The sequence below is a fragment of the Roseinatronobacter ekhonensis genome (assembly GCF_900499075.1).
Lineage (GTDB): Bacteria > Pseudomonadota > Alphaproteobacteria > Rhodobacterales > Rhodobacteraceae > Roseinatronobacter > Roseinatronobacter ekhonensis.
In genome coordinates this window covers 1-25,703 of record NZ_UIHC01000023.1, presented here as the reverse complement: position 1 = coordinate 25,703, position 25,703 = coordinate 1, and the positions used below count along the sequence as shown (strand labels likewise).

The 25,703-nt window shown below is 61.4% G+C and carries 24 protein-coding genes; 16 read left to right on the top strand and 8 right to left on the bottom strand.

What is annotated here, in order from left to right; translation table 11 throughout:
* Window positions 1-68: 68 nt before the first annotated feature.
* Window positions 69-1,874, top strand: coding sequence for a phosphogluconate dehydratase (gene edd / locus ROE7235_RS11550; RefSeq protein WP_121095712.1), 1,806 nt, complete (start codon window positions 69-71; stop codon window positions 1,872-1,874).
* Between the two features lie 66 nt (window positions 1,875-1,940).
* Here edd and ROE7235_RS11545 read toward each other — a convergent pair whose 3' ends face one another.
* Window positions 1,941-2,633: a M48 family metallopeptidase gene (locus ROE7235_RS11545; protein WP_121095711.1), complete on the bottom strand. Its 693-nt coding sequence runs from the start codon at window positions 2,631-2,633 to the stop codon at window positions 1,941-1,943.
* A gap of 198 nt (window positions 2,634-2,831) precedes the next feature.
* Here ROE7235_RS11545 and ROE7235_RS11540 point away from each other — a divergent pair, with 198 nt between their 5' ends.
* The 12 genes from ROE7235_RS11540 to lpdA all read left to right on the top strand — a co-directional run bounded on the left by ROE7235_RS11540 (window position 2,832) and on the right by lpdA (window position 15,988).
* Window positions 2,832-3,461, top strand: coding sequence for a 5'-methylthioadenosine/S-adenosylhomocysteine nucleosidase (locus ROE7235_RS11540; protein ID WP_121095710.1), 630 nt, complete (start codon window positions 2,832-2,834; stop codon window positions 3,459-3,461).
* A 95-nt stretch (window positions 3,462-3,556) separates the two neighbouring features.
* Entirely contained in the window at window positions 3,557-4,519 is a 963-nt protein-coding gene (gene mdh, locus ROE7235_RS11535) for a malate dehydrogenase (RefSeq protein WP_121095709.1), read from the top strand.
* A gap of 5 nt (window positions 4,520-4,524) precedes the next feature.
* Window positions 4,525-5,340, top strand: coding sequence for a putative nucleotide-diphospho-sugar transferase (locus ROE7235_RS11530; protein WP_121095708.1), 816 nt, complete (start codon window positions 4,525-4,527; stop codon window positions 5,338-5,340).
* Window positions 5,341-5,520: 180 nt separating this feature from the next.
* The gene (sucC, locus tag ROE7235_RS11525; RefSeq protein ID WP_121095707.1) at window positions 5,521-6,714 is read left to right on the top strand and encodes an ADP-forming succinate--CoA ligase subunit beta; all 1,194 of its coding nucleotides are present in this window, start codon (window positions 5,521-5,523) and stop codon (window positions 6,712-6,714) included.
* A gap of 4 nt (window positions 6,715-6,718) precedes the next feature.
* The gene (locus ROE7235_RS11520; protein WP_121095706.1) at window positions 6,719-7,198 is read left to right on the top strand and encodes a hypothetical protein; all 480 of its coding nucleotides are present in this window, start codon (window positions 6,719-6,721) and stop codon (window positions 7,196-7,198) included.
* 16 nt (window positions 7,199-7,214) lie between these two features.
* Window positions 7,215-8,099: a succinate--CoA ligase subunit alpha gene (gene sucD, locus ROE7235_RS11515; RefSeq protein WP_121095705.1), complete on the top strand. Its 885-nt coding sequence runs from the start codon at window positions 7,215-7,217 to the stop codon at window positions 8,097-8,099.
* A 26-nt stretch (window positions 8,100-8,125) separates the two neighbouring features.
* Complete coding sequence (locus ROE7235_RS11510) at window positions 8,126-8,644, top strand: DUF805 domain-containing protein (protein WP_121095704.1); 519 nt, start codon at window positions 8,126-8,128, stop codon at window positions 8,642-8,644.
* Window positions 8,645-8,682: 38 nt separating this feature from the next.
* Window positions 8,683-11,643 (top strand): 2-oxoglutarate dehydrogenase E1 component, encoded by a 2,961-nt coding sequence (locus tag ROE7235_RS11505; protein WP_121095703.1) that lies wholly within the window; start codon window positions 8,683-8,685, stop codon window positions 11,641-11,643.
* A 7-nt stretch (window positions 11,644-11,650) separates the two neighbouring features.
* Window positions 11,651-13,174 carry a 2-oxoglutarate dehydrogenase complex dihydrolipoyllysine-residue succinyltransferase gene (odhB, locus tag ROE7235_RS11500; RefSeq protein ID WP_121095702.1) on the top strand — a complete coding sequence of 508 codons (1,524 nt, stop codon included), beginning with the start codon at window positions 11,651-11,653 and terminating at the stop codon, window positions 13,172-13,174.
* A 58-nt stretch (window positions 13,175-13,232) separates the two neighbouring features.
* On the top strand, window positions 13,233-14,114 hold the full coding sequence (locus ROE7235_RS11495; RefSeq protein ID WP_121095701.1) for a sulfotransferase family 2 domain-containing protein: 882 nt from the start codon (window positions 13,233-13,235) through the stop codon (window positions 14,112-14,114).
* Window positions 14,111-14,506: an MAPEG family protein gene (locus ROE7235_RS11490; RefSeq protein ID WP_121095700.1), complete on the top strand. Its 396-nt coding sequence runs from the start codon at window positions 14,111-14,113 to the stop codon at window positions 14,504-14,506. The genes ROE7235_RS11495 and ROE7235_RS11490 overlap by 4 nt, the downstream gene beginning before the upstream one ends.
* 96 nt (window positions 14,507-14,602) lie before the next feature.
* The gene (lpdA, locus tag ROE7235_RS11485; protein ID WP_121095699.1) at window positions 14,603-15,988 is read left to right on the top strand and encodes a dihydrolipoyl dehydrogenase; all 1,386 of its coding nucleotides are present in this window, start codon (window positions 14,603-14,605) and stop codon (window positions 15,986-15,988) included.
* Window positions 15,989-16,058: 70 nt separating this feature from the next.
* Here the strand turns inward: lpdA and ROE7235_RS11480 are convergent, their stop codons facing one another.
* The 3 genes from ROE7235_RS11480 to ROE7235_RS11470 all read right to left on the bottom strand — a co-directional run bounded on the left by ROE7235_RS11480 (window position 16,059) and on the right by ROE7235_RS11470 (window position 18,296).
* Complete coding sequence (locus ROE7235_RS11480; RefSeq protein ID WP_121095698.1) at window positions 16,059-17,249, bottom strand: UbiH/UbiF family hydroxylase; 1,191 nt, start codon at window positions 17,247-17,249, stop codon at window positions 16,059-16,061.
* A 70-nt stretch (window positions 17,250-17,319) separates the two neighbouring features.
* Window positions 17,320-17,547: a hypothetical protein gene (locus ROE7235_RS11475; protein WP_121095697.1), complete on the bottom strand. Its 228-nt coding sequence runs from the start codon at window positions 17,545-17,547 to the stop codon at window positions 17,320-17,322.
* Window positions 17,548-17,648: 101 nt separating this feature from the next.
* Window positions 17,649-18,296, bottom strand: coding sequence for a pyrimidine 5'-nucleotidase (locus ROE7235_RS11470; protein WP_121095723.1), 648 nt, complete (start codon window positions 18,294-18,296; stop codon window positions 17,649-17,651).
* A 99-nt stretch (window positions 18,297-18,395) separates the two neighbouring features.
* Between ROE7235_RS11470 and ROE7235_RS11465 the strand changes: the two genes are divergently transcribed.
* The gene (locus ROE7235_RS11465; RefSeq protein ID WP_121095696.1) at window positions 18,396-19,049 is read left to right on the top strand and encodes a GntR family transcriptional regulator; all 654 of its coding nucleotides are present in this window, start codon (window positions 18,396-18,398) and stop codon (window positions 19,047-19,049) included.
* A gap of 19 nt (window positions 19,050-19,068) precedes the next feature.
* Here the strand turns inward: ROE7235_RS11465 and ROE7235_RS11460 are convergent, their stop codons facing one another.
* Window positions 19,069-19,377: a DUF6477 family protein gene (locus ROE7235_RS11460; protein WP_121095695.1), complete on the bottom strand. Its 309-nt coding sequence runs from the start codon at window positions 19,375-19,377 to the stop codon at window positions 19,069-19,071.
* Between the two features lie 475 nt (window positions 19,378-19,852).
* On the opposite strand from ROE7235_RS11460, the gene ROE7235_RS11455 reads away from it, so the two are divergent.
* Window positions 19,853-20,626 carry a DUF6456 domain-containing protein gene (locus ROE7235_RS11455; RefSeq protein WP_306418870.1) on the top strand — a complete coding sequence of 258 codons (774 nt, stop codon included), beginning with the start codon at window positions 19,853-19,855 and terminating at the stop codon, window positions 20,624-20,626.
* Between the two features lie 4 nt (window positions 20,627-20,630).
* Here the strand turns inward: ROE7235_RS11455 and ROE7235_RS11450 are convergent, their stop codons facing one another.
* The 3 genes from ROE7235_RS11450 to ROE7235_RS11440 form a co-directional block, all read right to left on the bottom strand.
* Window positions 20,631-22,478 carry an ABC-F family ATP-binding cassette domain-containing protein gene (locus tag ROE7235_RS11450; RefSeq protein ID WP_121095694.1) on the bottom strand — a complete coding sequence of 616 codons (1,848 nt, stop codon included), beginning with the start codon at window positions 22,476-22,478 and terminating at the stop codon, window positions 20,631-20,633.
* 118 nt (window positions 22,479-22,596) lie between these two features.
* The gene (locus tag ROE7235_RS11445) at window positions 22,597-24,156 is read right to left on the bottom strand and encodes a 2-isopropylmalate synthase (RefSeq protein WP_121095693.1); all 1,560 of its coding nucleotides are present in this window, start codon (window positions 24,154-24,156) and stop codon (window positions 22,597-22,599) included.
* Window positions 24,157-24,354: 198 nt separating this feature from the next.
* Window positions 24,355-24,534, bottom strand: coding sequence for a PLD nuclease N-terminal domain-containing protein (locus tag ROE7235_RS11440; RefSeq protein ID WP_121095692.1), 180 nt, complete (start codon window positions 24,532-24,534; stop codon window positions 24,355-24,357).
* Window positions 24,535-24,715: 181 nt separating this feature from the next.
* On the opposite strand from ROE7235_RS11440, the gene ROE7235_RS19875 reads away from it, so the two are divergent.
* Entirely contained in the window at window positions 24,716-25,510 is a 795-nt protein-coding gene (locus tag ROE7235_RS19875) for a hypothetical protein (protein WP_147434205.1), read from the top strand.
* The last annotated feature ends 193 nt before the right edge of the window (window positions 25,511-25,703 follow it).

Below are 25,703 nucleotides of genomic sequence, written 5' to 3'. Positions count from 1 at the left end.
TGATTTGTTAGCGCTAACTTGTTACATCATCCCCAAACCACGCACAGCCTGTGACCGGAGGACACGCCATGCCCCTCAATCCCACCATCGAAGCCGTGACCGACCGTATTCGCGCGCGATCGAAAAACAGTCGCGACCAGTATCTGGACCGTATGAACCGCGCCGCCGAAGCCGGGCCGGTGCGCGCGCATCTGTCTTGTGGCAATCAGGCCCATGCCTATGCAGCCATGTCAGGCGACAAGGACACGCTGGCAGAAGGGCGCGCGCCCAACTTGGGCATTGTCACGGCCTATAACGACATGCTGTCGGCGCATCAGCCGTTCGAACATTACCCAGAGAAGATTCGCGCCGCGGCCCGTGCCGTTGGGGCCACTGCGCAGGTCGCGGGCGGTGTTCCGGCCATGTGCGACGGTGTGACCCAAGGCCAGCCGGGGATGGAGCTGTCGCTGTTTTCGCGCGACACGATTGCCTTGGCGGCCGGTGTCGCCATGAGCCATAATTGCTTTGATGCCGCCGTCTACCTGGGCGTCTGCGACAAGATCGTGCCGGGGCTGATAATTGCGGCTGCCACCTTCGGGCACGTTCCGACGGTGTTCGTGCCCGCCGGTCCGATGGTCAGCGGTTTGCCCAACGACGAAAAATCGCGCGTGCGCCAGCAATTCGCCAAGGGCGAGATCGGGCGCGAAGAGCTGATGAAGGCCGAAATGGCCAGCTATCACGGGCCGGGCACCTGTACCTTTTACGGCACGGCCAACACGAACCAGATGCTGATGGAATTCATGGGGCTGCACCTGCCCGGTGCGAGCTTCGTCAATCCCGGCACGCCACTGCGAGAGGCGCTGACGACAGCCTCTGCCCAACGCGCGTTGGAAATTACCGCGCTTGGCAATGACTACCGCCCCGCTGGGCAGGTGCTGGATGAACGTGCCTTCGTGAATGGCATGGTCGGGCTGATGGCGACGGGCGGGTCGACCAACCTTGTGCTGCATCTGCCCGCCATGGCGCGCGCGGCGGGTATTCACCTCGCGCTTGAGGATTTCGCCGATATCTCGGCCACCGTGCCGCTGATGGCCAAGGTCTATCCCAACGGTCTGGCTGATGTGAACCATTTCCACGCGGCAGGCGGTTTGGGCTTCATGATCGGCGAACTGCTCGACGCTGGCTTGTTGCACGAGGATGTCAGCACAGTTGCAGGCGACGGTCTGACACGCTACGCGCAGGAACCCAAGCTTAAGGATGGCGCACTGGTCTGGGAAGATGGCGCGGGCGAAACCCTGAACGCCAAGATTCTGCGCCCGCTTTCAGAGCCGTTCCAGAAAACCGGTGGTTTGACCCAGCTTTCGGGCAATCTGGGGCAGGGCGTCATCAAGGTGTCGGCAGTGGACCCGTCGCGCCATGTCATCGAGGCGCGCGCGCGGATCTTCCACGATCAGACATCGGTCAAAACGGCGTTTCAGGCCGGAGAGATTACCGAAGATACCATCGTCGTCGTCCGCTTTCAGGGCCCTGCGGCCAATGGTATGCCGGAATTGCACTCGCTGACGCCAATCCTGTCGGTGCTTCAGGATCGCGGCCTCAAAGTTGCGCTTGTGACCGACGGTCGCATGTCGGGGGCCAGTGGCAAGGTGCCCGCCGCGATCCATGTCGCGCCCGAAGCAGCCAAGGGCGGCCCGCTGTCAAAGCTCCGCGATGGCGACATGGTCCGGCTGGATGCCGCCAAAGGCACACTCGACGTGTTGGAAGCCGATTTCGACAGCCGCACGCCGCTTAGCATCGACCTGTCGGAAAATGATTACGGCATTGGCCGCGAACTCTTCCGCGCCTTCCGTGCCACTGTCGGCGATTCCACCGAAGGGGCAGGGGTCGTCGTCTGACCCTTTCATCCTTGCACAAATATCCCGGGGGAGGGGCGCGCAAGCGCACCGGGGGCAGCGCCCCCTCTATCCTTCCGGATGCAATTTCCAGCGCGCTTCGTTTTCCTCTATGGCGCGGATGCGCTCTTGTGTTGCGGGGTGGCTCATAAGCCATGCAGGCATGCCGCCCCCGACACCCGTCAAAACGTCCAGTTTTTGAAAAAGGGTTTTTTGCGGAGCCGTGCCAATGCCGGCCTTTACCAGCAGCGCCGAGGCATAGGCATCCGCCTCGTATTCGTCGTTGCGGCTGAGCTTTGCGGCCAGCAGCGCGGTCAGGGCATTCGCGATCACCACTCCAAGACCCGGTAAAAAGCGGTTGAACACCGCGGCGAGCCCCATGCGAATGGCATTCGTGCCCGAAAAGTCGATCATGCGTTTGCGGGTATGGCCAAGGGCGACATGGCCCAGCTCGTGCGCGATCACGCTGGCCATTTCCTCTGCCGTGACCTCTCCCGAACGATACTTGTTATAGAACCCGCGGGTGATGAAGATGCGCCCGTCCGGCGCGGCCAGCCCGTTGACCGGTTCAATCTCGTATATATGAACCTTGATGGCGGGCACGCCGACGGCATCGGCAAAGTGATCCGTCAGCTTTTTCAGCTTGGGGTCGGCCAGCGCCGACGATTTGGCATCCAGCTCGCGCTTGGTGCGCCAGCTAGAGAGCAGATACATCGCCACCGCATATCCGATGGCCAAAAGGACTGGCGCAAGTTTCAGCATACCCCAGATATGGGGCGGCACGGGTGCTGTGGCAATGCGAATTTGTCGCAAAAGCGGCGCAACCCCGTGGTTGCGGATCGGTCCGCCGATTGCGGGCCGTGTGGGAATGGTGTTAGCTGACGCAAAGACCGTTCAAGGGGGCCTCATGTCCGGCGTATCTGTCATTTCTGCAACGTCGCCTTGCGGCGCGGTGCGTCCATGAGGATCGAGACATGGGGAAGCGCGCGGGTGCTGTTCCAGATGGCGGCGGCGCCCGAATACGGCCCGCATCTGCAGGCCCGCATCGCACCGTTGATGACGGGTATCGGCCCGGTAGAGGCCGCAACCGTGATGGCCGCAACGCTCGAAGGGCTGGCCCGCGACGGGGCCTTGCCCGATCTGGTGGTCAGCCTTGGGTCGGCCGGCTCTGCGCGGCTGAAGCATTGCGCGGTTTACCAAGCCAGCCATGTGGCCTACCGCGATATGGATGCCTCTGCCCTCGGGTTCGAGAAAGGCGCGACCCCGCTTCTGGACCTGCCCGCGGTTTTGCCGCTTGCACCAATGGTGCCGGGGCTGGTGCCCGCCAGCCTGTCGACCGGTGCGAATGTCGTCACCGGCGCCGCCTATAACCAGATCGCGCAGGATATGGTCGATATGGAAAGCTTTGCGGTGCTGCGCGCCTGCCAGCGCCACGCCCTGCCGCTGATCGCGCTGCGCGGCATTTCCGACGGTGCGGACCCACTGGAAGGGCTGCATAGCTGGACCGAATACCTGCACATTGTCGATGAAAATCTGGCGGTTGCGCTGGATCAGATGCGCGCGGCGCTGGAGCAGGGCTTGCCCCTCTAGCCGACTGTTTGCGCGACCACGGGGCCGCACCCTTGCGCAGGCCCGCAAACCGGACTACGCAAGTGCCATCTTTTTGACAGAGCCGGAGACCCATCATGGCCAGACCCAAAATCGCACTCATCGGTGCCGGACAGATCGGCGGGACGCTTGCGCATCTCGTCGCCCTAAAGGAATTGGGCGATGTCGTCCTGTTCGACATTGCCGATGGCACGCCGCAGGGCAAGGCGCTGGACATCGCCGAATCCGGCCCGTCCGAAGGGTTCGACGCGACCTTGAAGGGCACAACGGATTACGCCGATATCGCGGGCGCGGATGTCTGCATCGTGACCGCTGGCGTTCCGCGCAAACCGGGGATGAGCCGCGACGACCTGCTGGGCATTAACCTGAAGGTCATGAAATCGGTGGGCGAGGGGATCGCCGCCAACGCGCCTGACGCGTTCGTGATCTGCATCACCAACCCGCTGGATGCGATGGTCTGGGCCCTGCGCGAGTTTTCCGGCATGCCGCACAACAAGGTTGTCGGCATGGCTGGCGTTCTGGACAGCGCCCGTTTCCGCCACTTCCTGAGTGTGGAATTCAACGTCTCCATGCGCGATGTGACCGCATTCGTGCTGGGCGGGCATGGTGACACCATGGTGCCGCTGACGCGCTATTCCACGGTCGGTGGCATTCCGTTGCCCGATCTGGTCAATATGGGCTGGACCACGCAGGACAAGCTGGACGCCATCGTGCAACGCACCCGCGACGGCGGTGCAGAGATTGTTGGCCTGCTGAAAACCGGGTCCGCCTTTTACGCGCCCGCAACCAGCGCCATTGAAATGGCCGAAGCCTATCTGAAAGACCAGCGCCGCCTGTTGCCCTGTGCCGCCTATTGCGATGGCGAGTTCGGGCTGAAAGGCATGTATGTGGGCGTGCCCACCATCATCGGCGCGAACGGCATCGAAAAGGTCGTCGATATCAAGATGGCCAAGGACGAGCAGGCAATGTTCGACAAATCGGTCGCCGCGGTCAAAGGCCTGGTAGAGGCCTGCAAAGGTATCGACCCGATCCTCGCGTAACGCGCATGCCGCACCCGCGCGAAGGGTATGTCTATGCCACCACGGGCGAGGATTACACCATCCTCGCCCGTCGGTCTGCGCGGACCCTGAAGCAGGTCTGCCCCGGTGCCTGCATTGACCTGTTCACCGATCAGGACGTCGTCGATCCGGTTTTTGACCGCATATGCCGGCTAGACCGCAGCACGCACCGTCCCAAGCTGGAAGCCATGGGGCGCAGCCGTTTTGCGCGCACTATTATGCTCGACGCCGATACGGTGCCGCTGACCAATATTTCCGAATTGTTCAGCATGGCGCGGGTCTATCCGCTTTCGGCTATGACCGGGTGGTCGCGACCGGCGTTTATGCTGCGCGAACAGGCCGATATCCCGCGCTGGTATCCGCATTTCAATTCCGGCGTGATGGTGTTCCGTCGCGGTCGGCGTGTTCGCCAGCTTGCCCGCGCTTGGGCGGCGGATATGGACAGCTCCGGGCGGCAATTCGACCAGACATCCTTGCGGCGCTTGTGTTGGGATCTGGACATCTCGGTGGGCGCTATCCCGCAGGAATACAATCTGATCCTGCTCGATTTGCTGAAAATCTGGGGCCCGGCAATGGGCGCGCCCAGGTTGCTTCATATCCGCGATTTGCATGCGTCGCCCGCAGGTGATCCGCAGAGCCCGTTCGATTTGGCGCAGCTTCTGCCGCCCCAACAGGTCACGATGATCAAGACCCTATTCGCCGCAGAAGCCAGCCAGGGCACCGCACCCCCGGCTTTGCCGGTCTGGCGGCGCAATCGGGCCGGGTTGGCAGCGATCCGGCTCTGGAAGCGTCTGAAATTGTAGCAAGATATAGATTTTCGCAGATTCGGCATGCCGCCGCCTATTTGTGATCACAGTTTCAAAACAAGTGATCACAAATTCCCGATTTCCATAAGGTTGCGCGATTTCGACGCAGTTTGCCATTGTTTTTTGTCATGATTCTGCCATGCACGGCTCAACTGAAAGCCGAAATGGGACAGTGTCATGAATATTCACGAATATCAGGCCAAGGGGCTATTGCGCTCTTACGGCGTGCCGGTGTCGGATGGTCGCATCGTGCTGCGCGCCGAAGAAGCGAAAACTGCCGCGGGCGAACTGGATGGCCCGCTTTGGGTGGTCAAGGCGCAGATCCACGCAGGCGGTCGCGGCAAGGGCAGCTTCAAGGAGGCGTCCGCCGGTGAAAAAGGCGGCGTGCGTCTGGCCAAATCCGTGGGCGAAGCCGAAGAAATGGCCAAGCAGATGCTGGGCCGCACGCTGGTAACGCACCAGACCGGTCCCGCCGGCAAGCAGGTTGGGCGCATCTATATCGAGGACGGCTCGGATATCGAGCGTGAACTTTATCTTGCGCTTCTGGTTGACCGTGTCAGCAGCCGTGTCAGCTTCGTCGTCTCGACCGAGGGCGGCATGGATATCGAGGAAGTCGCGGCCAACACGCCTGAGAAAATCCTGTCCTTCTCGGTCGATCCGGCGACGGGCATTCAAGGCTTTCACGGTCGCCGCGTCGCATTCGCGCTGGGCCTGCAAGGCAAGCAAATCAAGCAATGCGTGGACCTTGTGAACAAGCTGTACAAGCTGTTCATTGAGCGCGACGCCGAGATGGTCGAAATCAACCCGCTGATCGTGAGCGACAGTGGCGATCTGAAATGCCTTGATGCGAAAATGGGCTTTGATTCCAACGCGCTTTACCGCCAGTCCGACATTCTGGCGCTGCGCGATGAGACGGAAGAAGACCCCAAGGAACTGCAAGCCAGCAAATACGACCTGAACTATATCGCGCTGGATGGCGAGATTGGCTGCATGGTCAATGGCGCGGGTCTGGCCATGGCGACGATGGATATCATCAAGCTATACGGGGCCGAACCTGCCAACTTCCTCGATGTGGGCGGCGGGGCGACGACCGAGAAGGTGACCGAAGCGTTCAAGATCATCACCTCGGACCCGAACGTCAAAGGCATCCTTGTCAACATCTTCGGCGGCATCATGCGCTGCGACATCATTGCCGAGGGCGTGATCGCTGCCGTCAAAGAGGTCGGCCTGCAAGTGCCGCTGGTGGTGCGCCTTGAGGGCACGAATGTGGAGCAAGGCAAGGAAATCATTGCCAATTCCGGCCTGAACGTGATCGCTGCGGACGACCTGAAAGACGGCGCGCAAAAGATCGTCAAAGCGGTGAAGGGTTAATCCGGTGCGGCCTGTTGCGACCACGATTTCGCTGTTGATCGGTCTGGGGGGGACGCCTGTTCTGGCCGATGCCCGGACCGATATGGCGCAAGCCGTCTCGATTTGCTTGGAAAATGTGTTGTCCAAGGAACAGGCCCTAGATGACCTGCGCGCTGCCGGGTTCGAACTGCGCTACACCGATGAAGGTAGCTACAATTTCGAAAAAGGCAGCGTGTCGGGGTTTGTCACGCCGATTGAACTTACCCAATGGTGCTGGGTCGAAACGACCGATCTGTCCTTGACCGAAGCCCAAGACATTGGCCCTGCGCAACTGCGCGCGGTCTATCCTAACAGCTTTGCTGGACCTGTGAATCGCGACCTTTTGGCCAATGGCTGCCCTGGTCTCGAATTTATGGTCGGCTCGCGCATCATGATCATGGAATTCCGAAACGTCGGCTTTCATTTCGGCTGTAACGCCGATGGCAGCGCCGGAATTCTGCAATAATCGAAAGGCATCGACTATGTCCGTTCTCATAGACAAAAACACCAAGGTCATCTGTCAGGGCTTCACCGGCTCACAGGGTACCTTTCACTCTGAGCAGGCGATTGCCTATGGCACGCAGATGGTGGGCGGTGTGACGCCCGGCAAAGGTGGTCAAAGCCATCTGGACTTGCCGGTGTTCAATTCCTGCCACGAAGCGGTGCACGCGACGGGCGCGAATGCGTCGGTCATCTATGTGCCGCCGCCCTTCGCCGCGGATTCGATCCTAGAGGCGCTGGACGCGGAAATCCCGCTGATCTGCTGCATAACCGAGGGCATCCCGGTTATGGACATGATGCGCGTGAAGCGCGCGTTGGAGAATTCCAAATCCGTATTGATCGGGCCGAACTGCCCTGGCGTGATCACCCCAGATGCCTGCAAGATCGGCATCATGCCCGGTCATATCCACCGTCGCGGGTCCGTCGGCGTGGTCAGCCGGTCGGGTACGCTGACCTATGAAGCGGTCAAGCAGACCACCGATGTGGGCCTTGGCCAATCCACCTGCGTCGGTATCGGCGGCGACCCCATCAAAGGGACCGAGCATATTGACGTTTTGGAATGGTTTTTGGCCGATGATGAAACCGAGTCGATCATCATGATCGGGGAAATCGGGGGCAGTGCCGAAGAAGAAGCCGCGCAATTCCTGAAGGACGAGGCCAAGAAAGGCCGTAAAAAGCCCGTTGCGGGCTTCATTGCAGGCCGCACCGCACCTCCGGGGCGCCGCATGGGCCATGCTGGCGCGATTGTGGCTGGCGGCAAGGGCGGCGCAGAGGATAAGATCGACGCTATGAAAAGCGCGGGTATCGTGGTCGCTGACAGCCCCGCCGGTCTGGGCGAGGCGGTTTTGGCGGCCATCGGCAAGTAACCTCGCGCACCAGCAGGAGAGCGGGAATGACGTTCAAGGATGCGATTGTCGGCGGGTTTCGTGGTGCCTTTACCTTTCAGGGTCGGGCGCGCAGGCCGGAATACTGGTGGTTTTTCCTGTTCGTCTTTGCCGGTGCCTTTGTTGTCAGCCTGCTGGAACTTCTCATGCTCGGGCGGGGTAGTGGCATGTTGGTGGCGCTGTTCCAGATCGCCATTTTCCTGCCCTTCCTCGCCGTTGGCTGGCGACGGCTACAAGACACCGGCCGCCCCGGCTGGTTCCTGCTGGTGCCATCCGCGATCGTTGTCGTGTCAACACTGGTCAGCGGCAGTCTGACACGGACCATGATGGCGGGCGGCATGGGCGGCATGATGGACGGTGGCGTTCCGATGGAGCCGGGTGGCATGATCGGTGTCGGCGCGTCGGCCACCACACTCGTCGCATTGGGCATCGCGCAACTTCTGGCCGGGCTGGTGATTGTCTGGTGGATGTCGCGCCCGACCCAGCGCGGCCCGAACGCTTACGGCCCTGAACCCCGCGTGCGGTAGACCTTGGCCCCAACTCTTTCGACCTGATAGGTGATAGGATGAACGATCACAGCCCGGATAACGGCATGACCAGCGAGAGTTTTCTGGCCGGTCAGAACGCTGACTATGTGGAAGCCTTGCAGGCCCGCCACGCCGCCGACCCGTCATCGGTCGACGACGTGTGGCAGGCCTATTTCCAATCGCTGGGAGAGGCCACAGTCGATGCGCAGGCCGCCGCCAACGGCCCAAGCTGGGCGCGCGGCGACTGGCCGCCGCAGCCCGCCGACGAATTGACCTCGGCGCTGACGGGTGAATGGCCCGCCCCGCCGGTTGAGAAGAAAGACGCCGCCAAGAAAATCACCGAGAAAGCCGCCGAGCAGGGCGTCAGCCTGTCGGACGCGCAGGTGCGTGCGGCCGTGCTCGACAGCGTGCGCGCGTTGATGATTATCCGCGCCTACCGCATCCGCGGCCACCTTGTGGCAGAGCTTGACCCGCTGGGCATGCGCAAGGACACCCCGCATCCCGAGCTTGACCCGAAATCCTATGGCTTCACCGAGGCCGACATGGATCGGCCCATCTTCCTTGACAAGGTGTTGGGGATGGAAGTGGCCAGCCTGCGCGAGATCATCAATATCCTGCAACGCACCTATTGCGGCACCTTCGCGTTGCAATTCATGCATATCTCGGACCCTGAACAGGTCGGCTGGCTGAAAGAGCGGATCGAGGGGCTTGGCAAGGAGATCCAGTTCACCAAGCGCGGGCGCCGCGCGATTCTGGACAAACTGGTGCAGGCCGAAGGGTTCGAAAAATTCCTGCATGTCAAATACATGGGCACCAAACGCTTCGGGCTGGACGGGGCAGAGGCCACCATCCCCGCGATGGAGCAGATTATCAAGCGCGGCGGCGCGCTGGGGGTGAAGGAAATCGCCATCGGCATGCCGCATCGGGGCCGCTTGAACATTCTGGCCAACGTGATGGCCAAGCCCTACCGCGCCATTTTCAACGAATTCCAGGGCGGCAGTTTCAAGCCAGAGGACGTCGATGGATCGGGGGATGTGAAATACCATCTGGGGGCCTCGTCCGACCGCGAATTCGACGGCAATGCCGTGCACCTGTCGCTGACCGCCAACCCGTCGCATCTGGAAGCGGTGAACCCAGTGGTTCTGGGCAAGGTGCGTGCCAAGCAGGATCAGGTGAATGATACCGAGCGCCGCACGGTTCTGGGTATCTTGCTGCATGGCGACGCGGCCTTTGCGGGCCAAGGCGTTGTTGCGGAAGGGTTCGGGCTGTCGGGCCTGCGCGGCCACCGCACCGGCGGCACCATTCACATCGTGGTCAACAACCAGATCGGCTTCACCACTGCGCCCAGCTTCAGCCGGTCATCGCCCTATCCGACCGACATTGCGCTGATGGTCGAAGCGCCGATTTTCCACGTCAACGGGGACGACCCCGAAGCGGTGGTGCATGCCGCCAAGGTTGCCACGGAATACCGTCAGAAATTCCTGAAAGACGTGGTCATCGACATTATCTGCTATCGCCGCTTTGGCCATAACGAGGGGGATGAGCCGATGTTCACCAACCCCTCGATGTATACCCGCATCAAGAAGCATCAATCGACGCTCCAGCTTTACACCAACCGGCTGGTTGCTGACGGGTTGATCCCCGAAGGCGAGATTGAGGACATGAAAGCCGCGTTCCAGGCGTTCTTGAATGACGAGTTCGAAACCGGCAAAACCTACAAGCCCAACAAGGCCGACTGGTTGGACGGGCGCTGGTCGCACATGGACCGCAAGGGTGAGGAATACCAACGCGGCCAGACCGCCATCGCGTCAGAGACGATGGCCGAAATCGGCACGGCGCTGACGCGAATCCCCGAAGGGTTCAATATTCACAAGACGGTTGCACGCCAGCTCGATGCCAAGAAAGAGATGTTCGCATCGGGCAAAGGGTTCGATTGGGCCACCGCAGAGGCGCTTGCCTTCGGCAGCCTTGCGGTCGAGGGGTATCCTGTTCGTCTGGCCGGCCAAGACAGCACGCGCGGCACGTTCAGCCAGCGCCACTCCGCCTTTATCGACCAACAGACCGAGGACCGCTACTACCCCCTGAACAACATCAAGGACGGGCAGGCGCGGTACGAGGTCATCGATTCCATGCTGTCGGAATACGCGGTGCTGGGCTTTGAATACGGCTATTCGCTGGCCGAACCCAACGCGCTGGTTCTGTGGGAAGCGCAATTCGGCGATTTCGCCAACGGCGCGCAGATCATGTTCGACCAGTTCATCTCTTCGGGTGAAAGCAAATGGCTGCGCATGTCGGGTCTGGTCATGCTGCTGCCGCACGGGTTTGAAGGGCAGGGGCCGGAACACTCTTCCGCGCGTCTGGAACGCTTCTTGCAAATGTGCGCGCAGGATAACTGGATCATCGCCAATTGCTCGACCCCGGCCAACTATTTCCACATTCTGCGGCGTCAGATCCACCGCACCTTCCGCAAGCCGCTGGTGATGATGACGCCAAAATCCTTGCTGCGTCACAAGATGTGTATCTCCGAGACGACGGATTTCACCGAAGGGTCCAGCTTTCATAGGGTGCTGTGGGATGACGCCGAAAGGGGCAACAGCGATTTGACGCTGAAACCCGACGACAAGATTCGCCGTGTCGTGTTGAGTTCGGGCAAGGTCTACTACGACCTGCTGGAAGAGCGCGATGCACGCGGGGCGGATGATGTCTACCTGCTGCGGGTGGAACAGTTCTACCCGTTCCCGGCCATGTCGCTGCTGAAGGAACTGGAACGGTTCCCCGGCGCCGATGTGATCTGGTGTCAGGAAGAACCGAAAAACCAGGGCGCGTGGTCCTTTATCGAACCAAATCTTGAATGGGTTTTGGGACGATTGAAAGGCAAGACCCAGCGTCCGCGCTATGTCGGGCGCGCGGCCTCTGCCTCTCCGGCGACAGGGCTGGCCAGCCAACACAAAGCACAACAGCAAGCGCTCGTGAACGAAGCGCTGACAATCGAGGGATAACAAGACCATGTCCACCGAAGTTCGAGTGCCCACATTGGGCGAAAGCGTGTCGGAAGCCACGGTTGCCACATGGTTCAAAAAGCCGGGCGACCCTGTCGCAGCGGATGAGATGCTGTGCGAGTTGGAAACCGACAAGGTGACCGTCGAAGTGCCCAGCCCCGTTGCGGGCACCATGGGCGAGATCGTCGCGCAAGAGGGTGACACCGTCGGCGTCGACGCACTTCTGGCGATGATCGGCGCGAGTGACGGCGCCGCGACGGGCGAGACGCCTGCTGCAAAACCTGCCGCAACATCCGCGCCCAAAGCCGCAAAGGCCGAAGCTGTGGATGTGATGGTCCCCGCGCTTGGCGAAAGCGTGTCGGAAGCCACGGTCGCAAGCTGGTTCAAGCAACCGGGCGAGGCCGTCGCCGTGGATGAGATGCTCTGCGAGTTGGAAACCGACAAGGTGTCGGTCGAGGTGCCAAGCCCTGCAGCCGGGGTCTTGGGCGAGATTTTGGCAGCCGAGGGCGCAACCGTTCAGGCGGGCGGGAAACTTGCCGTGATCTCTGGTGCCGCAGCCGGCGCCACGCCGACACCCGCGCAAGACGCAGCGCCCGCCTCCGAAGCGGGCACGGTGGACCGTGACGTGGAAGATGCACCCTCTGCCAAGAAACTGATGGCGGAAAAGGGCCTGTCACGCGATCAGGTCAGCGGCACCGGCCGTGACGGGCGCGTGATGAAGGAAGATGTACAAAAGGCAGGCGCGGCCCCGGCGCCACAGGCTGCGCCTGCGCCGACCGCGCCCGCCCAGCCTGCCCAGACCCCGCGTGCCCCAAGCCCCGCCGATGACGCCGCGCGCGAAGAGCGCGTGCGCATGACCAAGCTGCGCCAGACCATCGCCCGCCGCCTGAAGGAAGCGCAGAACACCGCTGCCATGCTGACCACCTATAACGAGGCGGATATGGGCGGCATCATGGAGCTTCGCAACGAATACAAAGACATGTTCGAGAAGAAGCACGGCGTGAAGATGGGCTTCATGTCCTTCTTCGTGAAAGCCTGCTGCCATGCGCTGAACGAAGTGCCCGAGGTCAATGCAGAGATTGACGGCACCGATGTGGTCTACAAGAACTACGTCCATATGGGCGTGGCCGTCGGCACGCCGAACGGTCTGGTTGTTCCGGTGTTGCGCGATGCCCATAAGATGGGCTTTGCCGAGATCGAGAAAACCATCGCCGAAATGGGCCGCCGCGCGCGCGATGGCAAACTGTCGATGGCCGATATGCAGGGCGGCAGCTTCACCATCTCGAATGGCGGCGTTTACGGCTCGCTCATGTCCTCGCCAATTCTGAACCCGCCGCAATCGGGCATTCTTGGCATGCACAAGATCCAGGAACGCCCCATGGTTGTCAAAGGCCAGATCGTGGCCCGCCCGATGATGTATCTGGCGCTCAGCTACGACCACCGCATCGTCGACGGCAAAGGCGCCGTGACCTTCCTTGTCCGCGTGAAAGAAGCGCTCGAAGACCCGCGCCGCTTGCTGATGGACCTGTAGAACCCTTGCCGCGCGCCACGTTCGCTGGTGCGCGGCTCTTGGCCAGCAAGGGCTGTTCATGACAATCTCGCAGCAGACCCAACCAATGCCCGGCGTGTTCGCCGCGCCGCTGCGCGACCACACGGCACAACGCGCTGCGACGGAACCGGCCTTTCAGGCGCTGCCGGATGCCTTCGCAAACCGGAACCGGCTGCACCAGTATTTCCTGTATACCTTCGTGCCGTGCAATCTGGCCTGGGCGTTCAAGCCCAATAACAAATCCGCCACATCGTCGGTGCTGGCGTTTCTGTTCGCGCTGGAATTCGGCCAACCGCTAAGCGCCGGGTATGCAGATGCGTTCGAGGGCGACAAGATCGTCCACCGTCTGGCCGAAGCGCGGCTTTTCGCGCGCCTGCCCGAGCATCCCGATGTCACCGATGCCCACGCGGCGCTGGGTCAGTCCTTGCGCCTGACCACAGTGCGCCATCCTGCGACGCGCGCGCTGTCGGGCTACCGCTACATCTGTCGCGCGCAAGAGGCCGGATCAGAAGCGTTCTGTCTGCACCGTTTGCGCATGACCGCGCTGGCGGGGTTCGACTGGTCGCGTCACACGGGCATGCCGGACGGGTTCCTGCGTTTCCTCGAGTGGGTTGCCGCAGAGGAAGCGTTGGGCGGCTGGATGGCAGATGCCCATTTCCGGCCGCAGGTCACCAATATCCGTCCCGACATCCTGCGCCCCGACATTATCGGCCGGGCCGAGGATATGGGCGCTTTCTTCACCAAGGTCTGCGCGCATCTCGACCGCCCTGTGCCCCAGGATCTGCCGCCGCGCAACCGCCAGCCTGCGATCGACCCCGACGCGTTTCTGACCCGGGCCGCGCTGGCCCGTATCGCAGATATTTTCACCGCAGATTTCACGGCTTTCGGGTATGATCCCGACCGACCGGAGGGCATTGTATGAGCTTGGAACTTATCTGCCTCGCACTCGCGGGCCTGCTTTGGGCGGGTCAACTGGCGCATCTCGCCCTGCGCGCCAATCTGGAAATCGGCACGCGCTACTTTCTGTCGCCGCGCGACGACCCGCCGCCAAAACCATTGTCGCCCGGCACATCGCGGCTAAAGCGCGCCTATGACAACCACCAAGAGGCGCTTTTGCTGTTTGGCGTCGCCGTGACCGCCATATCCTTGGCGGACAAAAGCACGCCGCTGAGCGGGGCGCTGGCGTTTATCTATCTGGGTGCGCGGGTTGCCTTTGTCCCGGCCTACGTTCTGGGGTGGCAGCCTTGGCGCTCTGTCTTTTTCGGAATCGGATATCTTTGCTCTATCCTGCTCCTTGTCCTTGCACTCATATAGTGTTTCACCCTTGCTTAAATATCCTCGGGGGGTGAGGGCCGTCAGGCCCGAGGGGGGCGAAGCGCCCCCAGACCCCGGCAACAGAAAGGAAACCCCATGTCCTACGATCTCATCGTCATCGGCTCTGGTCCCGGCGGCTATGTCTGCGCCATCCGCGCGGCCCAGCTTGGGCTGAAAGTTGCCTGTGTCGAGGGGCGCGAGACTTTGGGCGGCACCTGTCTGAATGTCGGCTGTATCCCGTCCAAGGCGCTGTTGCATGCCACCCACCAGTTGCATGAGGCTGCGCATAATTTCGACACGATGGGCCTGACCGGTGCCAAGCCCAAGGTCGATTGGAAAAAGATGCAATCCTACAAGTCCGACGTGATCGGGCAGAACACCAAGGGTATCGAATTCCTGTTCAAGAAGAACAAGGTGGATTGGATCAAGGGCTGGGCGTCGATTCCCGCGCCGGGCAAGGTGCAGGTGGGCGACACACTGCACGAGACGAAAAAGATCGTTATTGCCTCGGGTTCCGAGAGCAGCCCGCTGCCGGGGGTAGAGGTCGATGAGAAGGTGATCGTCACCTCCACCGGCGCGCTGGAACTTGGCAAGATCCCCAAGAAACTGGTGGTAATTGGTGCAGGCGTCATCGGGCTGGAGATGGGCTCTGTCTATGCCCGGCTTGGATCCGAGGTGACGGTGGTCGAATATCTTGACCGGATCATCCCCGGCAATGACGGCGAGGTCGCCAAGACTTTTCAGAAACTTCTGACCAAGCAGGGCATGACCTTCGTTCTGGGCGCTGCGGTGCAGTCGGCATCCGCGACCAAGACCAAGGCCACCGTGACGTATAAACTTCGCAAGGATGACAGCGAGCACAAGCTGGAGGCCGATGCGGTGCTGTTGTCGACCGGACGCCGCCCGTTTACCGATGGGCTGGGGCTAAACGATCTGGGTGTCGAGATGACCAAGCGCGGCCAGATCGCGACCGACAGCCATTATAAGACCAGCATTGACGGGGTTTATGCGATTGGCGACGCCATCGAGGGGCCGATGCTGGCCCACAAGGCCGAGGATGAGGGCATGGCCGTCGCCGAGGTGCTCGCGGGTCAGGCGGGGCATGTCAATTACGGTGTCATCCCCGGCGTGATCTACACATGGCCAGAGGTCGCGTCGGTCGGCGAAACCGAAGAGACGCTGAAGGAACAAGGGCGCTCCTACAAGGTTGGCAAGTTCAACTTCATGGGGAATGGCCGCGCGAAAGCGAATTTCGCGGCGGATGGGTTCGTCAAGATTCTGGCCGATAAGGACAGCGACCGTATTCTTGGGGCGCATATCATCGGCCCATATGCAGGCGACCTGATCCATGAGATTTGCGTCGCGATGGAATTTGGCGCAGCCGCCGAAGATCTTGCGCGCACCTGCCATGCGCATCCGACCTATTCGGAAGCCGTGCGCGAAGCCGCACTGGCCTGCGGGGATGGCGCAATCCACGCCTAGTCAGGCGCGCTGTTTGGCTTGGAAAAGGCGCGGGCTGCGGCACGCGCCTATTCCATGGCGTTAGCCTTGCTTAACGCACCCCGATCCCAAGCTGCATAAGCGTTCGGCGCACGGGTGCAGCCGAATACATCGCGTTCAAGGCCGCAGCGCGGGCATCACGCAACGGTCGGGCATCAATCATGGATGCGCGGTTCAGCATCCCCACACCCGTCACGCGCATGGCGACATCGGGCATCCGTTTGCGAGTATAGGCGGCCAAGGGGGCCGCTTCGCCCAAGTTCTCATGCGTCATCAGCCCGGTCAGTGCTGACAGGTCGGCCAGCGACATGTTCAACCCCTGCGCGCCGATGGGCGGGACGACATGCGCGGCTTCGGCCATCAGCGCGGTGCGCTGGCCATGGAACCGTTCTGCAATCTGACTGATGATGGGCCAGACAGTGCGGCGCGACGCCAGCGCCAGCCGCCCGAACAGCCCGCAGGACCGGCGGTTCATCTCGCGTTCGAACGCGTCAACGGGCAGGGCGGCCAGTCGTGCAGCCTCTGGCCCGGTTTCCATCCAGACAATCGCAGAGCAGGGCATCCCGTCACGGTCGGGCAGGGGGACCAACGTGAAGGGCCCGCCAGAGCGGTGGATTTCGGTTGAAACGTTTTCATGTGGCACCGGATGCGTTACCGCGAAGGCCAGCGCCTTTTGGCCGAAGCGCGTGGTGCGCACGTCAATGCCGAGCGCCTGACGCATGGGCGAATTGCGCCCGTCCGCTGCGACCAGCAACCGCGCTTCGACCGAGGTGCCATCACTAAGCCCCACGATCGCGGCGCTTTCACGGGTGGTCACGCGGCGCGTGCCGATACCGGGACGGAAGGTGACGTTGGGCAGTTCCTGTAGCCGCGCAACGCATTCGCGACGCAACAACCAGTTGGGCAGGTTCCAGCCAAAAGGTTGGTCGGAAATGTCAGCAGCATTGAAGTCATGACTCACGCGCGGTTCGGGTTCATCACCGCCCGCGTCGACAATACGCATAACCTGCAGCGGCGTTGCGTGTGATTGAAACCGCTCCCACAGGCCCGCCAATGTCAGAACATCGACAGAGGGTTGCAGAAACGCCGTTGTGCGCAGGTCGGAGCTTGGGTCGGCCTCGGCCATGACGGGCGGTGTCGGGTCTACACACAGCACTGCATACCCCAGCGACCCAAAAGCCGCTGCGGCCGTCAACCCGGCTATCCCGCCACCCGATACAACAATGTCGAACTTCGCGCGCATCAGATTTCTCCTGTTTTCAGGACAAAGCATAATACGCGGGTTGGAAAGGGCAATGCGGCAGCTTGCCCTGCTACATACCTTCGGTGACGATCCGCACCAGAACAAGCACCATGCCAAGGGCCGCGGGGACCATGACGCTTACCAAACCGGCCAGCCCGAACGTCATGCCGGAAATGACCAGCACGTTCAGGAACACCATCAGGCCAGCCCAGATGGCCCAGGGTTCGTCATCCTTCTGGCTTGTTTTGGAAACAGGGGTTTTGGCAAACGTCGCGCCACCGTCAACAGCCATGGTCATAGATACATCCTCCAAATTGATTTACGGAAGAAATATGTTTCTTTTCGCGGCAGCGCAGCATGGCAGATTGTCGCGCGGCGCAACGGCGCACCTTGCTTGCCCTAGGCTGTCAGCTTGCCCAGAAACCCCGCCAGATCATCGGTGTGATGGTGGATATGCGCTGCGGCGTCGGGGTTTGGCGCGACATGAACGGTGCGCAGCCCCATCGCATGGGGCGCGGCCAGATTGCGTGGATCATCCTCGAACATCGCCGCGGCCTTCGGGTCCAGCCCGTCAAGGGTAAAGACCTGCGCGAAAGCGTCAGCCTCGGGCTTTGGCCGGTAGTCGGCGTGCTCCACCCCGTAGAGCGCGGCAAACAGCCCATCCAGCCCACGCGCCTCTAGGACCCGCTGGGCATAGGGGGCCGAACCGTTGGTATAGACAATCTTGCGTCCGGGCAGGGCCGCGATGCGGGCACGCAAATCCGGATCGGGCGCCAGCACCGAGAAATCAATGTCATGCACCTCGACCATATAGGGTTCCGGGTCCAGATCATGCTCGCGCATGAGCCCGGCCAAGGTGGTTCCGTAGCGTTGCCAGTAATCGTGGCGCATCTGGTTGGCTTGCGGTTGGTCCAACCCGAGTTCCGCCATGATATACGCCGTCATACGTCGGTCGATCTGGTCGAACAGGCCCATATGCGGCGGATACAGGGTGTTGTCCAAATCGAACACCCAAGTTTGGACATGATTGAAAAACGCGGCTGGCATGGCCGGAACATTAGCCGCAGGGCGCGGGATGGCAAGGATTGCGGCTTGTCTTTCCGCCGAAATCCCTGTTTTCTTTGTCGTGTGATCCAAGAGCATAGCATGGCCGATATCAAACCTCTCAAAGATGCCTATTCCCTCATCCTCGAAGCGATTGATGTGGGGGTGTACAAACCCGGCGACCGGCTGGTGGAATCGGAGCTTGCCGAACGGTTCGGCGTGTCGCGCACGCCCATCCGCGAGGCATTGCAACGGCTGGAGACGCAATCGCTGCTGACCCGCGACGGGCGCTCGCTGATCGTGGCGTCGCTCGACCACAACCAGCTCGCAGAGCTATACGTCGTGCGCTCGGAACTTGAAGGGTTGGCCGCGCGCCTTGCCGCACGCCATGCCACCGACGAAGAGGTTCGGTTGCTGCGCACGATGGTCGAAGAGGACGCCAAGCTAAAGGACGACCCGCAAGCGCTAAGCCGCGCCAATCGGCGCTTTCACAAACAGATCCATCTGGCGTCGCATAATCGCTATCTTGTGCAGCAACTGGATCTTGTCCACCGCTCGATGGCGCTGCTGGCCAGCACGTCTATTTCCGTGGCAGGGCGGGGCGAGCGCACGCTGGAAGAGCATTCCACCATCGTCGAGGCGATTGCCGCAGGTGATGGGGATGCCGCCTACAAGGCGTTGAAAGAGCACATCTCGCAGGCGTTCGAAACCCGGCTGCGGCAGGATTCGATCGCAGTGGAGCGTTTCTCGCTCTGACCCCGGCGGCTGACAGGTGTCAGCCCGCACCAAGCGCCTGTGCGTCCATGCGGTCGCGGGCTTCGTATAACAGCGCCGTCATCACCAGCACATGCTCTGCCGGGTGCCAGCTTGCATCATGGCTACGGCGGGCAAGGTCCATTTCGGCCTCGCGCCGCACAAGTGCGGCTTGCGCGCGGGCAGGATCGGGCAGGGCGTGCCCCATAGGCAGCCCCAATATCCTGCCAAGGCTGCGTGCGCGGTCGTATTGCGCCAGCCCGTGACGCGCCGCAACAACCAGAAGGCGAGGCCGGATTGTCGTTTGCAGGCCGTGCGCTGATTGGTCCATCTGCCATCTCCCTATTCAGACTTGCAGGAATTATCGCACAAGTTTCCGACTGTTGCGTTCGCCCGTGCATGACCGCGCGCTGCCTTCAAGCGTATTTAGGGATTTGCCTGCATCTTGGTTCAACCGCGGCAAGATTAACTGTCCGGTAATAAATGCAACTATAGGCTGAATACCGAAAAGGAGCACGGCGCGGCATGTCTGCACAAAACCGCGTGGAATCCGGTTGCACCTTGACCGTCGGTGCATCGCTGCCCGACTGGGTGCCCACGGGCGCACGGCTCTACCTGTCCCACACGGCAAAGGGCCTGTCTTTGCGTGCCCTCGCGCGCAGCAATGGCTGCCATGCCTCGACCGTTCTGCGACAGGTTCGCCGGTTCGAAAACCGGCGCGATGACCCACTGGTGGATGATGCCCTGTCCCGCCTCGACATGGCGCTGCGTCATCCGCCCCCCCACATATCACGGAGCATTCCGACATGGCCCATTCGACTTGCCGTGCCCAGACCGGTGCGGTTGCCCCCGCTTGTTCGACCGACGACCTGCTTCATGTGCTCCGCCAGCTTGACCGATCGGGCGCGCAGCTTGTTGTCGCGCCGGATATGCCCAAAGCGATGATCCTGTGCGACCTCGGCGATGGTCGGACCGAACGGGTTGCCGTGTTCGACCGAGAATTGGCAGAGATGCTTGCGCTGAAAGACTGGATCACCTGCTGCCGCTCTGGCCGGGTGCGCAGCTACAGTCTAAGCCCCGACGGTGCGGCGGCCCTGCGTGCCCAAGACGAACAGGACGGCTCGGGACCGCGCCGCGCCCGCTACGGTGCTGCGGAAACCCCGGTTGCGGTTCTGGCGCGACGGCGCGACAAGACCGGCACGCCGTTTCTGGTGCCCGAACTGGTGCAAGCCGCCGACCGCCTGCGCGAGGATTTCGTCATGGCGCAACTGGATACGCTTTCCCCCATGCCCGCTGAACGGCTGCTGCGCGGTTTGCAGGAGCGCGTGCTTCCCTGCCCAAACATTGCGCCGCCGGGAACGCGCGCTGCGCGCCGCCGGGTTATGGGCGCGCTGCAAGACCTTGGGCCGGGCCTGTCCGATATGGTTTTGCGCTGCTGTTGCCATCTGGAAGGCGTCGAGAGCGCGGAACAGGCGATGGGATGGTCCGCGCGATCCGGCAAGATCGTGCTGCGCATCGGGCTTCAGCGGCTGAAGCTGCATTACGATTGTCTGGGCGCAGATGAGATGATGCTGGGCTAGAACGTCAGCCTTGTGCCTTTTCCAACGCGTCCTGCGCGGCCATCCACATCGCCTCGGCGCGGTCAAGCGCTTCCATCACTTCGGTATACTTGGCCTGCCAGACGCGCAGGTCGCCCGCACGGTTGTCTTCGTATATTTCGGGGTCCGCCAGCTTCTTGGCCAGCTTGTCGCGCATGTCTTCCAGTTTGGCGATGCGCGCTTCGGATTTGCTGACCTCTTGGCGCAGGCCCGTAAGCTCGTCGCGGCTGGCGCGCTTGGGCTTGGGGGCAGGGGCGGCGGGCCGCGCGGGTTTGTCATCGCCCGCCAGAAGGGCTGCGCGATAGCTGTCCAGATCGCCCTCATAGGGGCGCACATTGCCATCCTTGACCAACCAAAGCCGGTCCGCGACCAGCGACAGCAGGTGCATGTCATGGCTGACAAGGATAACTGCGCCGGTATAGGCGGTCAACGCTTCGACCAGCGCCTCGCGGGACTCGATATCCAGGTGGTTTGTCGGCTCGTCCAAGATCAGCATATGCGGCGCATCGAGCGTTGCCAACAGCAGCGACAGCCGTGCTTTCTGCCCGCCCGACAGTTTGCGCACGATGGTTTCGGCCTGTTCTGCCATCAGCCCGAACCCGGCCAACCGCGCGCGCAGGCGCGGCGGCGCCTCATGCGGGCGTTCGCGCTGCAAGTGCTGCAACGGCGTTTCGTCCAGCTCCAGCTCGTCCACCTGGTGCTGCGCGAAATACCCCACGCGTAGCTTGGTGGCGCGGGTCAGCGTGCCGTGGCCTGCCAGTTTGCCGGCGAGCAGCTTTGACAGGGTCGATTTCCCCTCGCCATTGCGGCCCAGCAGCGCGATGCGGTCGTCCTGATCAATTCGCAGGTCCAGACTGCGCAGCACCGGCGGGCCGTCATAGCCTACGCTCGCCCCTTCCAGCCGCAATATGGGCGGCGACAGTTCTTCGGGTTCAGGAAAGCTGAACACATGGCGCGCGGCCTCTGCGGGCGGGGTGATGGGCGACAACTTCTCCAGCATCTTCAGCCGCGATTGCGCCTGCTTGGCCTTGGTGGCCTGCGCGCGGAATCGGTCGACGAATTTCTGCATATGCGCGCGCTTGGCGGCGACCTTGTCGGCCTCTGCCGCCAATGCCGCCCGCCGCTCGGCGCGCAGCTTGGCAAACCCGTCATACCCTCCGGTATAGAGCGTCAGTTTGCGGTCCTCCAGGTGCAGGATATGGCCGACCGCGCGGTTCAACAGCCCCCGGTCATGGCTGATGATCAGCACCGTATGCGGGTAGCGCATCAGGTAGCCTTCCAGCCACAACGCGCCTTCAAGGTCCAGATAGTTGGTCGGCTCGTCCAATAGCAGCAGATCGGGCTGCGCGAACAAGACGCCCGCCAAGGCCACGCGCATCCGCCACCCGCCCGAGAAATCGGAACAGGGCCGCGCCTGTGCTTGCGTGTCAAACCCCAAGCCCTTCAGGATGGTTGCTGCGCGCCCTTCGGCCGACCACGCGTCTATATCGGCCAGCCGGGTCTGCACGGCGGCAATGCGCTCGGGGTCGGTCGCGGAGTCGGCCTCTGCCATCAGGCTCGCGCGTTCGGTATCTGCTTCCAGCACCGTGTCCAGCAATGAGGTAGAGGACGATGGCACTTCCTGCGCGACGCCGCCGATCTTGGCGCGCGCTGGCAGGTCTATCTTGCCGCCCTCCAGCGGGAATTCGCCGCGCAATATGCGAAACAGGGTCGTCTTGCCCGCCCCGTTGCGCCCGACAATGCCAACTTTGTGGCCAGTCGGAATGGTCGCAGAGGCGCCCTCGAACAATGGGTTGCCCTGCATGGCGAAGCTGATGTTGTCAATTCTGAGCATGGCGCTGCCTTGCCCTAGCCACGTCGGATGGTCAAGCGGCGAAGCCTGCTCTTGTTCATCTTGCGCGAAATACTCTCAGGGGGGTGTGGGGGGCAGACTGCCCCCCACGGTCGGACGATCAGCCCGCGCTTGACATGAGCGCCGACAGGTTGCCGCGATTTCGGTGCAACACCAGCCGGTTGAGCGCGTTGACATAGGCTTTCGCGCTCGCAACCACGGTGTCGGTGTCCGATGACTGGCCGGAATAGACCACCCCGTCCAGCGCCAGCCGCACCGTCACGGTGGCCTGTGCGTCGGTGCCTTCGGTTACGGCGTGCACCTGGTACAGTTCCAGCCGCGCGTCATGTGGGTGCAGCATCTTCACGGCGTTGAAGGTTGCATCGACGGGGCCGTCGCCGGTGGCATCAACGAACTTCTCGTCGCCGCCGATTGACAATGTCAGCTCTGCCTCTTGCGGCCCATCCGTCCCGCAGATCACCCGCAGGCGGCGGATTTGCAGATAGGCGTCCTCATCGGCAAGGCTGGCTTCGGCCATCAATGCGATCAGGTCGTCATCATAGATTTCCTTCTTGCGGTCGGCCAGCGCCTTGAACCGCACGAAGACGTCTTTCAACTGGTTATCGCCCAGCTCGTAGCCCAGTTCCGACAGCTTGGCGCGCAGCGCCGCGCGGCCCGAATGTTTGCCCATGACAAGGTTCGTCGCGGCCAGCCCGATATCCTCGGGGCGCATGATCTCGAAAGTTTCCTTGTTCTTCAGCATTCCGTCCTGATGGATGCCGGATTCATGCGCAAACGCGTTCTTGCCGACCACAGCCTTGTTGAACTGCACCGGAAATCCCGACACGGCGGCGACCATGCGCGACAGGCCCATGATCTTGGTGGTGTCGATGCCGGTGGCATAGGGCAGGATGTCACCGCGCACGCGCAGCGCCATGACGACCTCTTCCAGAGCGGTGTTGCCCGCACGCTCGCCCAGACCGTTAATGGTGCATTCCACCTGTCGCGCGCCCGCTTCCACCGCGGCCAGCGCGTTGGCGGTCGCCATGCCCAGATCGTTGTGGCAATGCGTAGCGAAGGTGATCGCGTCGGCGCCGGGCACGCGTTCCAGCAGCATGGCGATCAGCTCGGCACTCTCGCGCGGATAGGTATAGCCCACCGTATCGGGAATGTTGATCGTGGTCGCGCCCGCCTTGATCGCGGTTTCGACCACGCGGCACAGGAAATCATGCTCGGTGCGGGTGGCATCCATCGGCGACCATTGCACATCATCGCACAGGTTGCGGGCATGGGCGACGGTGTCGTGAATGCGCGCGACCATCCCGTCCATGTCCAGCGCCGTGATGTCGCGGTGCAGGGGCGAGGTGCCGATGAACGTATGAATCCGCCCTTGGGGCGCGTGTTTCACCGCCTCCCACGCGCGGTCAATATCGCCCAGATTGGCGCGGGCCAACCCGCAGATCGTGGCGTTTTTGGCGTTCTGCGCAATCTCGGACACGGCCTGAAAATCGCCCTCGCTGGCGATGGGAAAACCCGCTTCGATGATATCCACGCCCATCTCGTCCAGAAGGGCGGCAATCTCCAGCTTTTCGGAATGGGACATGGTCGCGCCGGGGCTTTGCTCGCCATCGCGCAGGGTGGTGTCGAAAATCAGGACGCGGTCCTGTCTATGGTCGGTCATGGGGGTGGTCCTTGGGGTCTGCTGCGGTTTGGGTCCGGGCGCATCTCACCTCTGAGCGGCGCGCCCGTCCGGCACGCTCAGAGGCCCCTAAGCAGAAGCAGGCTGTCAGGCGCAGTCGCGCGAATATGGAGCAGCATGGTCATGAGGGCGACTATATGCGCAGCCATAGCGCTTGAAAAGCCCCGAATTCCGCGAAGATCACCGCGCGCGCGGGCCGAAGAGCAGCCACAGGATGAAGCCCAGCAGCGGCAGGAAGAACACGATCAGACACCAGATCACCTTGCGCCCGGTCGAGGCAGAGGAATTGATGGTCGAGATGATCGCCCAGAGCGCGAGGGCGAGGATGATGATGCCGCCGAAACCGGTGAGCTCTGTCATGGGGGTGTCCTTGCGTTGCGTGGGCCGAGGGTAGCAGGTCTGGGGGTGGGTGCAATTGGGGTAAGGTTTTGAACCACGATTGATTGCTTAGTCCTCGACGACTGCTCGGTAGCGGATTGACACTGAGATGAAGTCGAGTTCCCTTGAAATCCCCCGGATTTGTCTTCAGAGGTTTTTTACCGTGTCTTCAAACGATATTTTTAAATCTGCACGCCTCAAGATTGATAGGGCTTCTGAACACATCTCTGACATTAACGAAATTCTCAAGGAAAAACGACCCTTTCGTTACATTGTTGAAACAGATGCCAAGGTTGGAAGGCGAGCTACAATGGCTGTAAAAGACGCAAGTGTTGTGGACGCTCTTTCGGTCCGGAGCGGGGATGCCATCCACAACTTGCGCTCCGCACTTGACCACGCTTACGGCGCTGTTGTCAGTAGGGTCGCGACAACTGACAGAGAGAGAAGGGCTATCCAATTTCCATTTTCAGAAAAAGCCAGTCGCCTCGAAGAATCTTGCAGAAACAGACTCGCCCACAAGGTCAGTCCGGAGTTTTTGGCAGCTATTCTTGATCTAAAACCCCACGGTGAGCCCGGTGGGAACGAAATGCTGTATTTCATGCATGCGCTCGATGTTCCTGACAAACATGCTCACCTCGTTCCTACTGCATACCACGTTAAATTCTCCGCAGAAAGATTACGCGAGCAAATCCCTGACTTTCCTGCGGAAATTTCTGGTGATTTGACTATGTCCGATAACGGGCGAGATGTTGTGTGGGCCGTCAAGCCATTCACATTGCACGAATGGTTGATAAGCGGCGTGCCGAGAAATGGTATACTCAAACAGGAAGTCAACATTCCTGTTGATGTGTGCTTTCAAGGGCGAACTCAAAGTGGCGCTATGCTTACTGTTCCAACGCTCAACCGATTTGTCGATGTCGCAAACAATGTTGTCAGGGTTATTTCTAGGTTTGCTTAGTAGTTTCTTGCTTTCTAAATTAGATAAGTGTCAATTTTTATATTTACGAAACCTATAGCAATACTGCTAGTGTTCTGAGTCTGACACTTCCTACCTGTTTCCGCGAATTTCATCGAGCGCGTTCAGAGCGCGGCGTTCCCGGGTGAGGATGTCCTCGGCGGTTTTGGTCCATTTGAAGGGTTTGGGCTTGTCG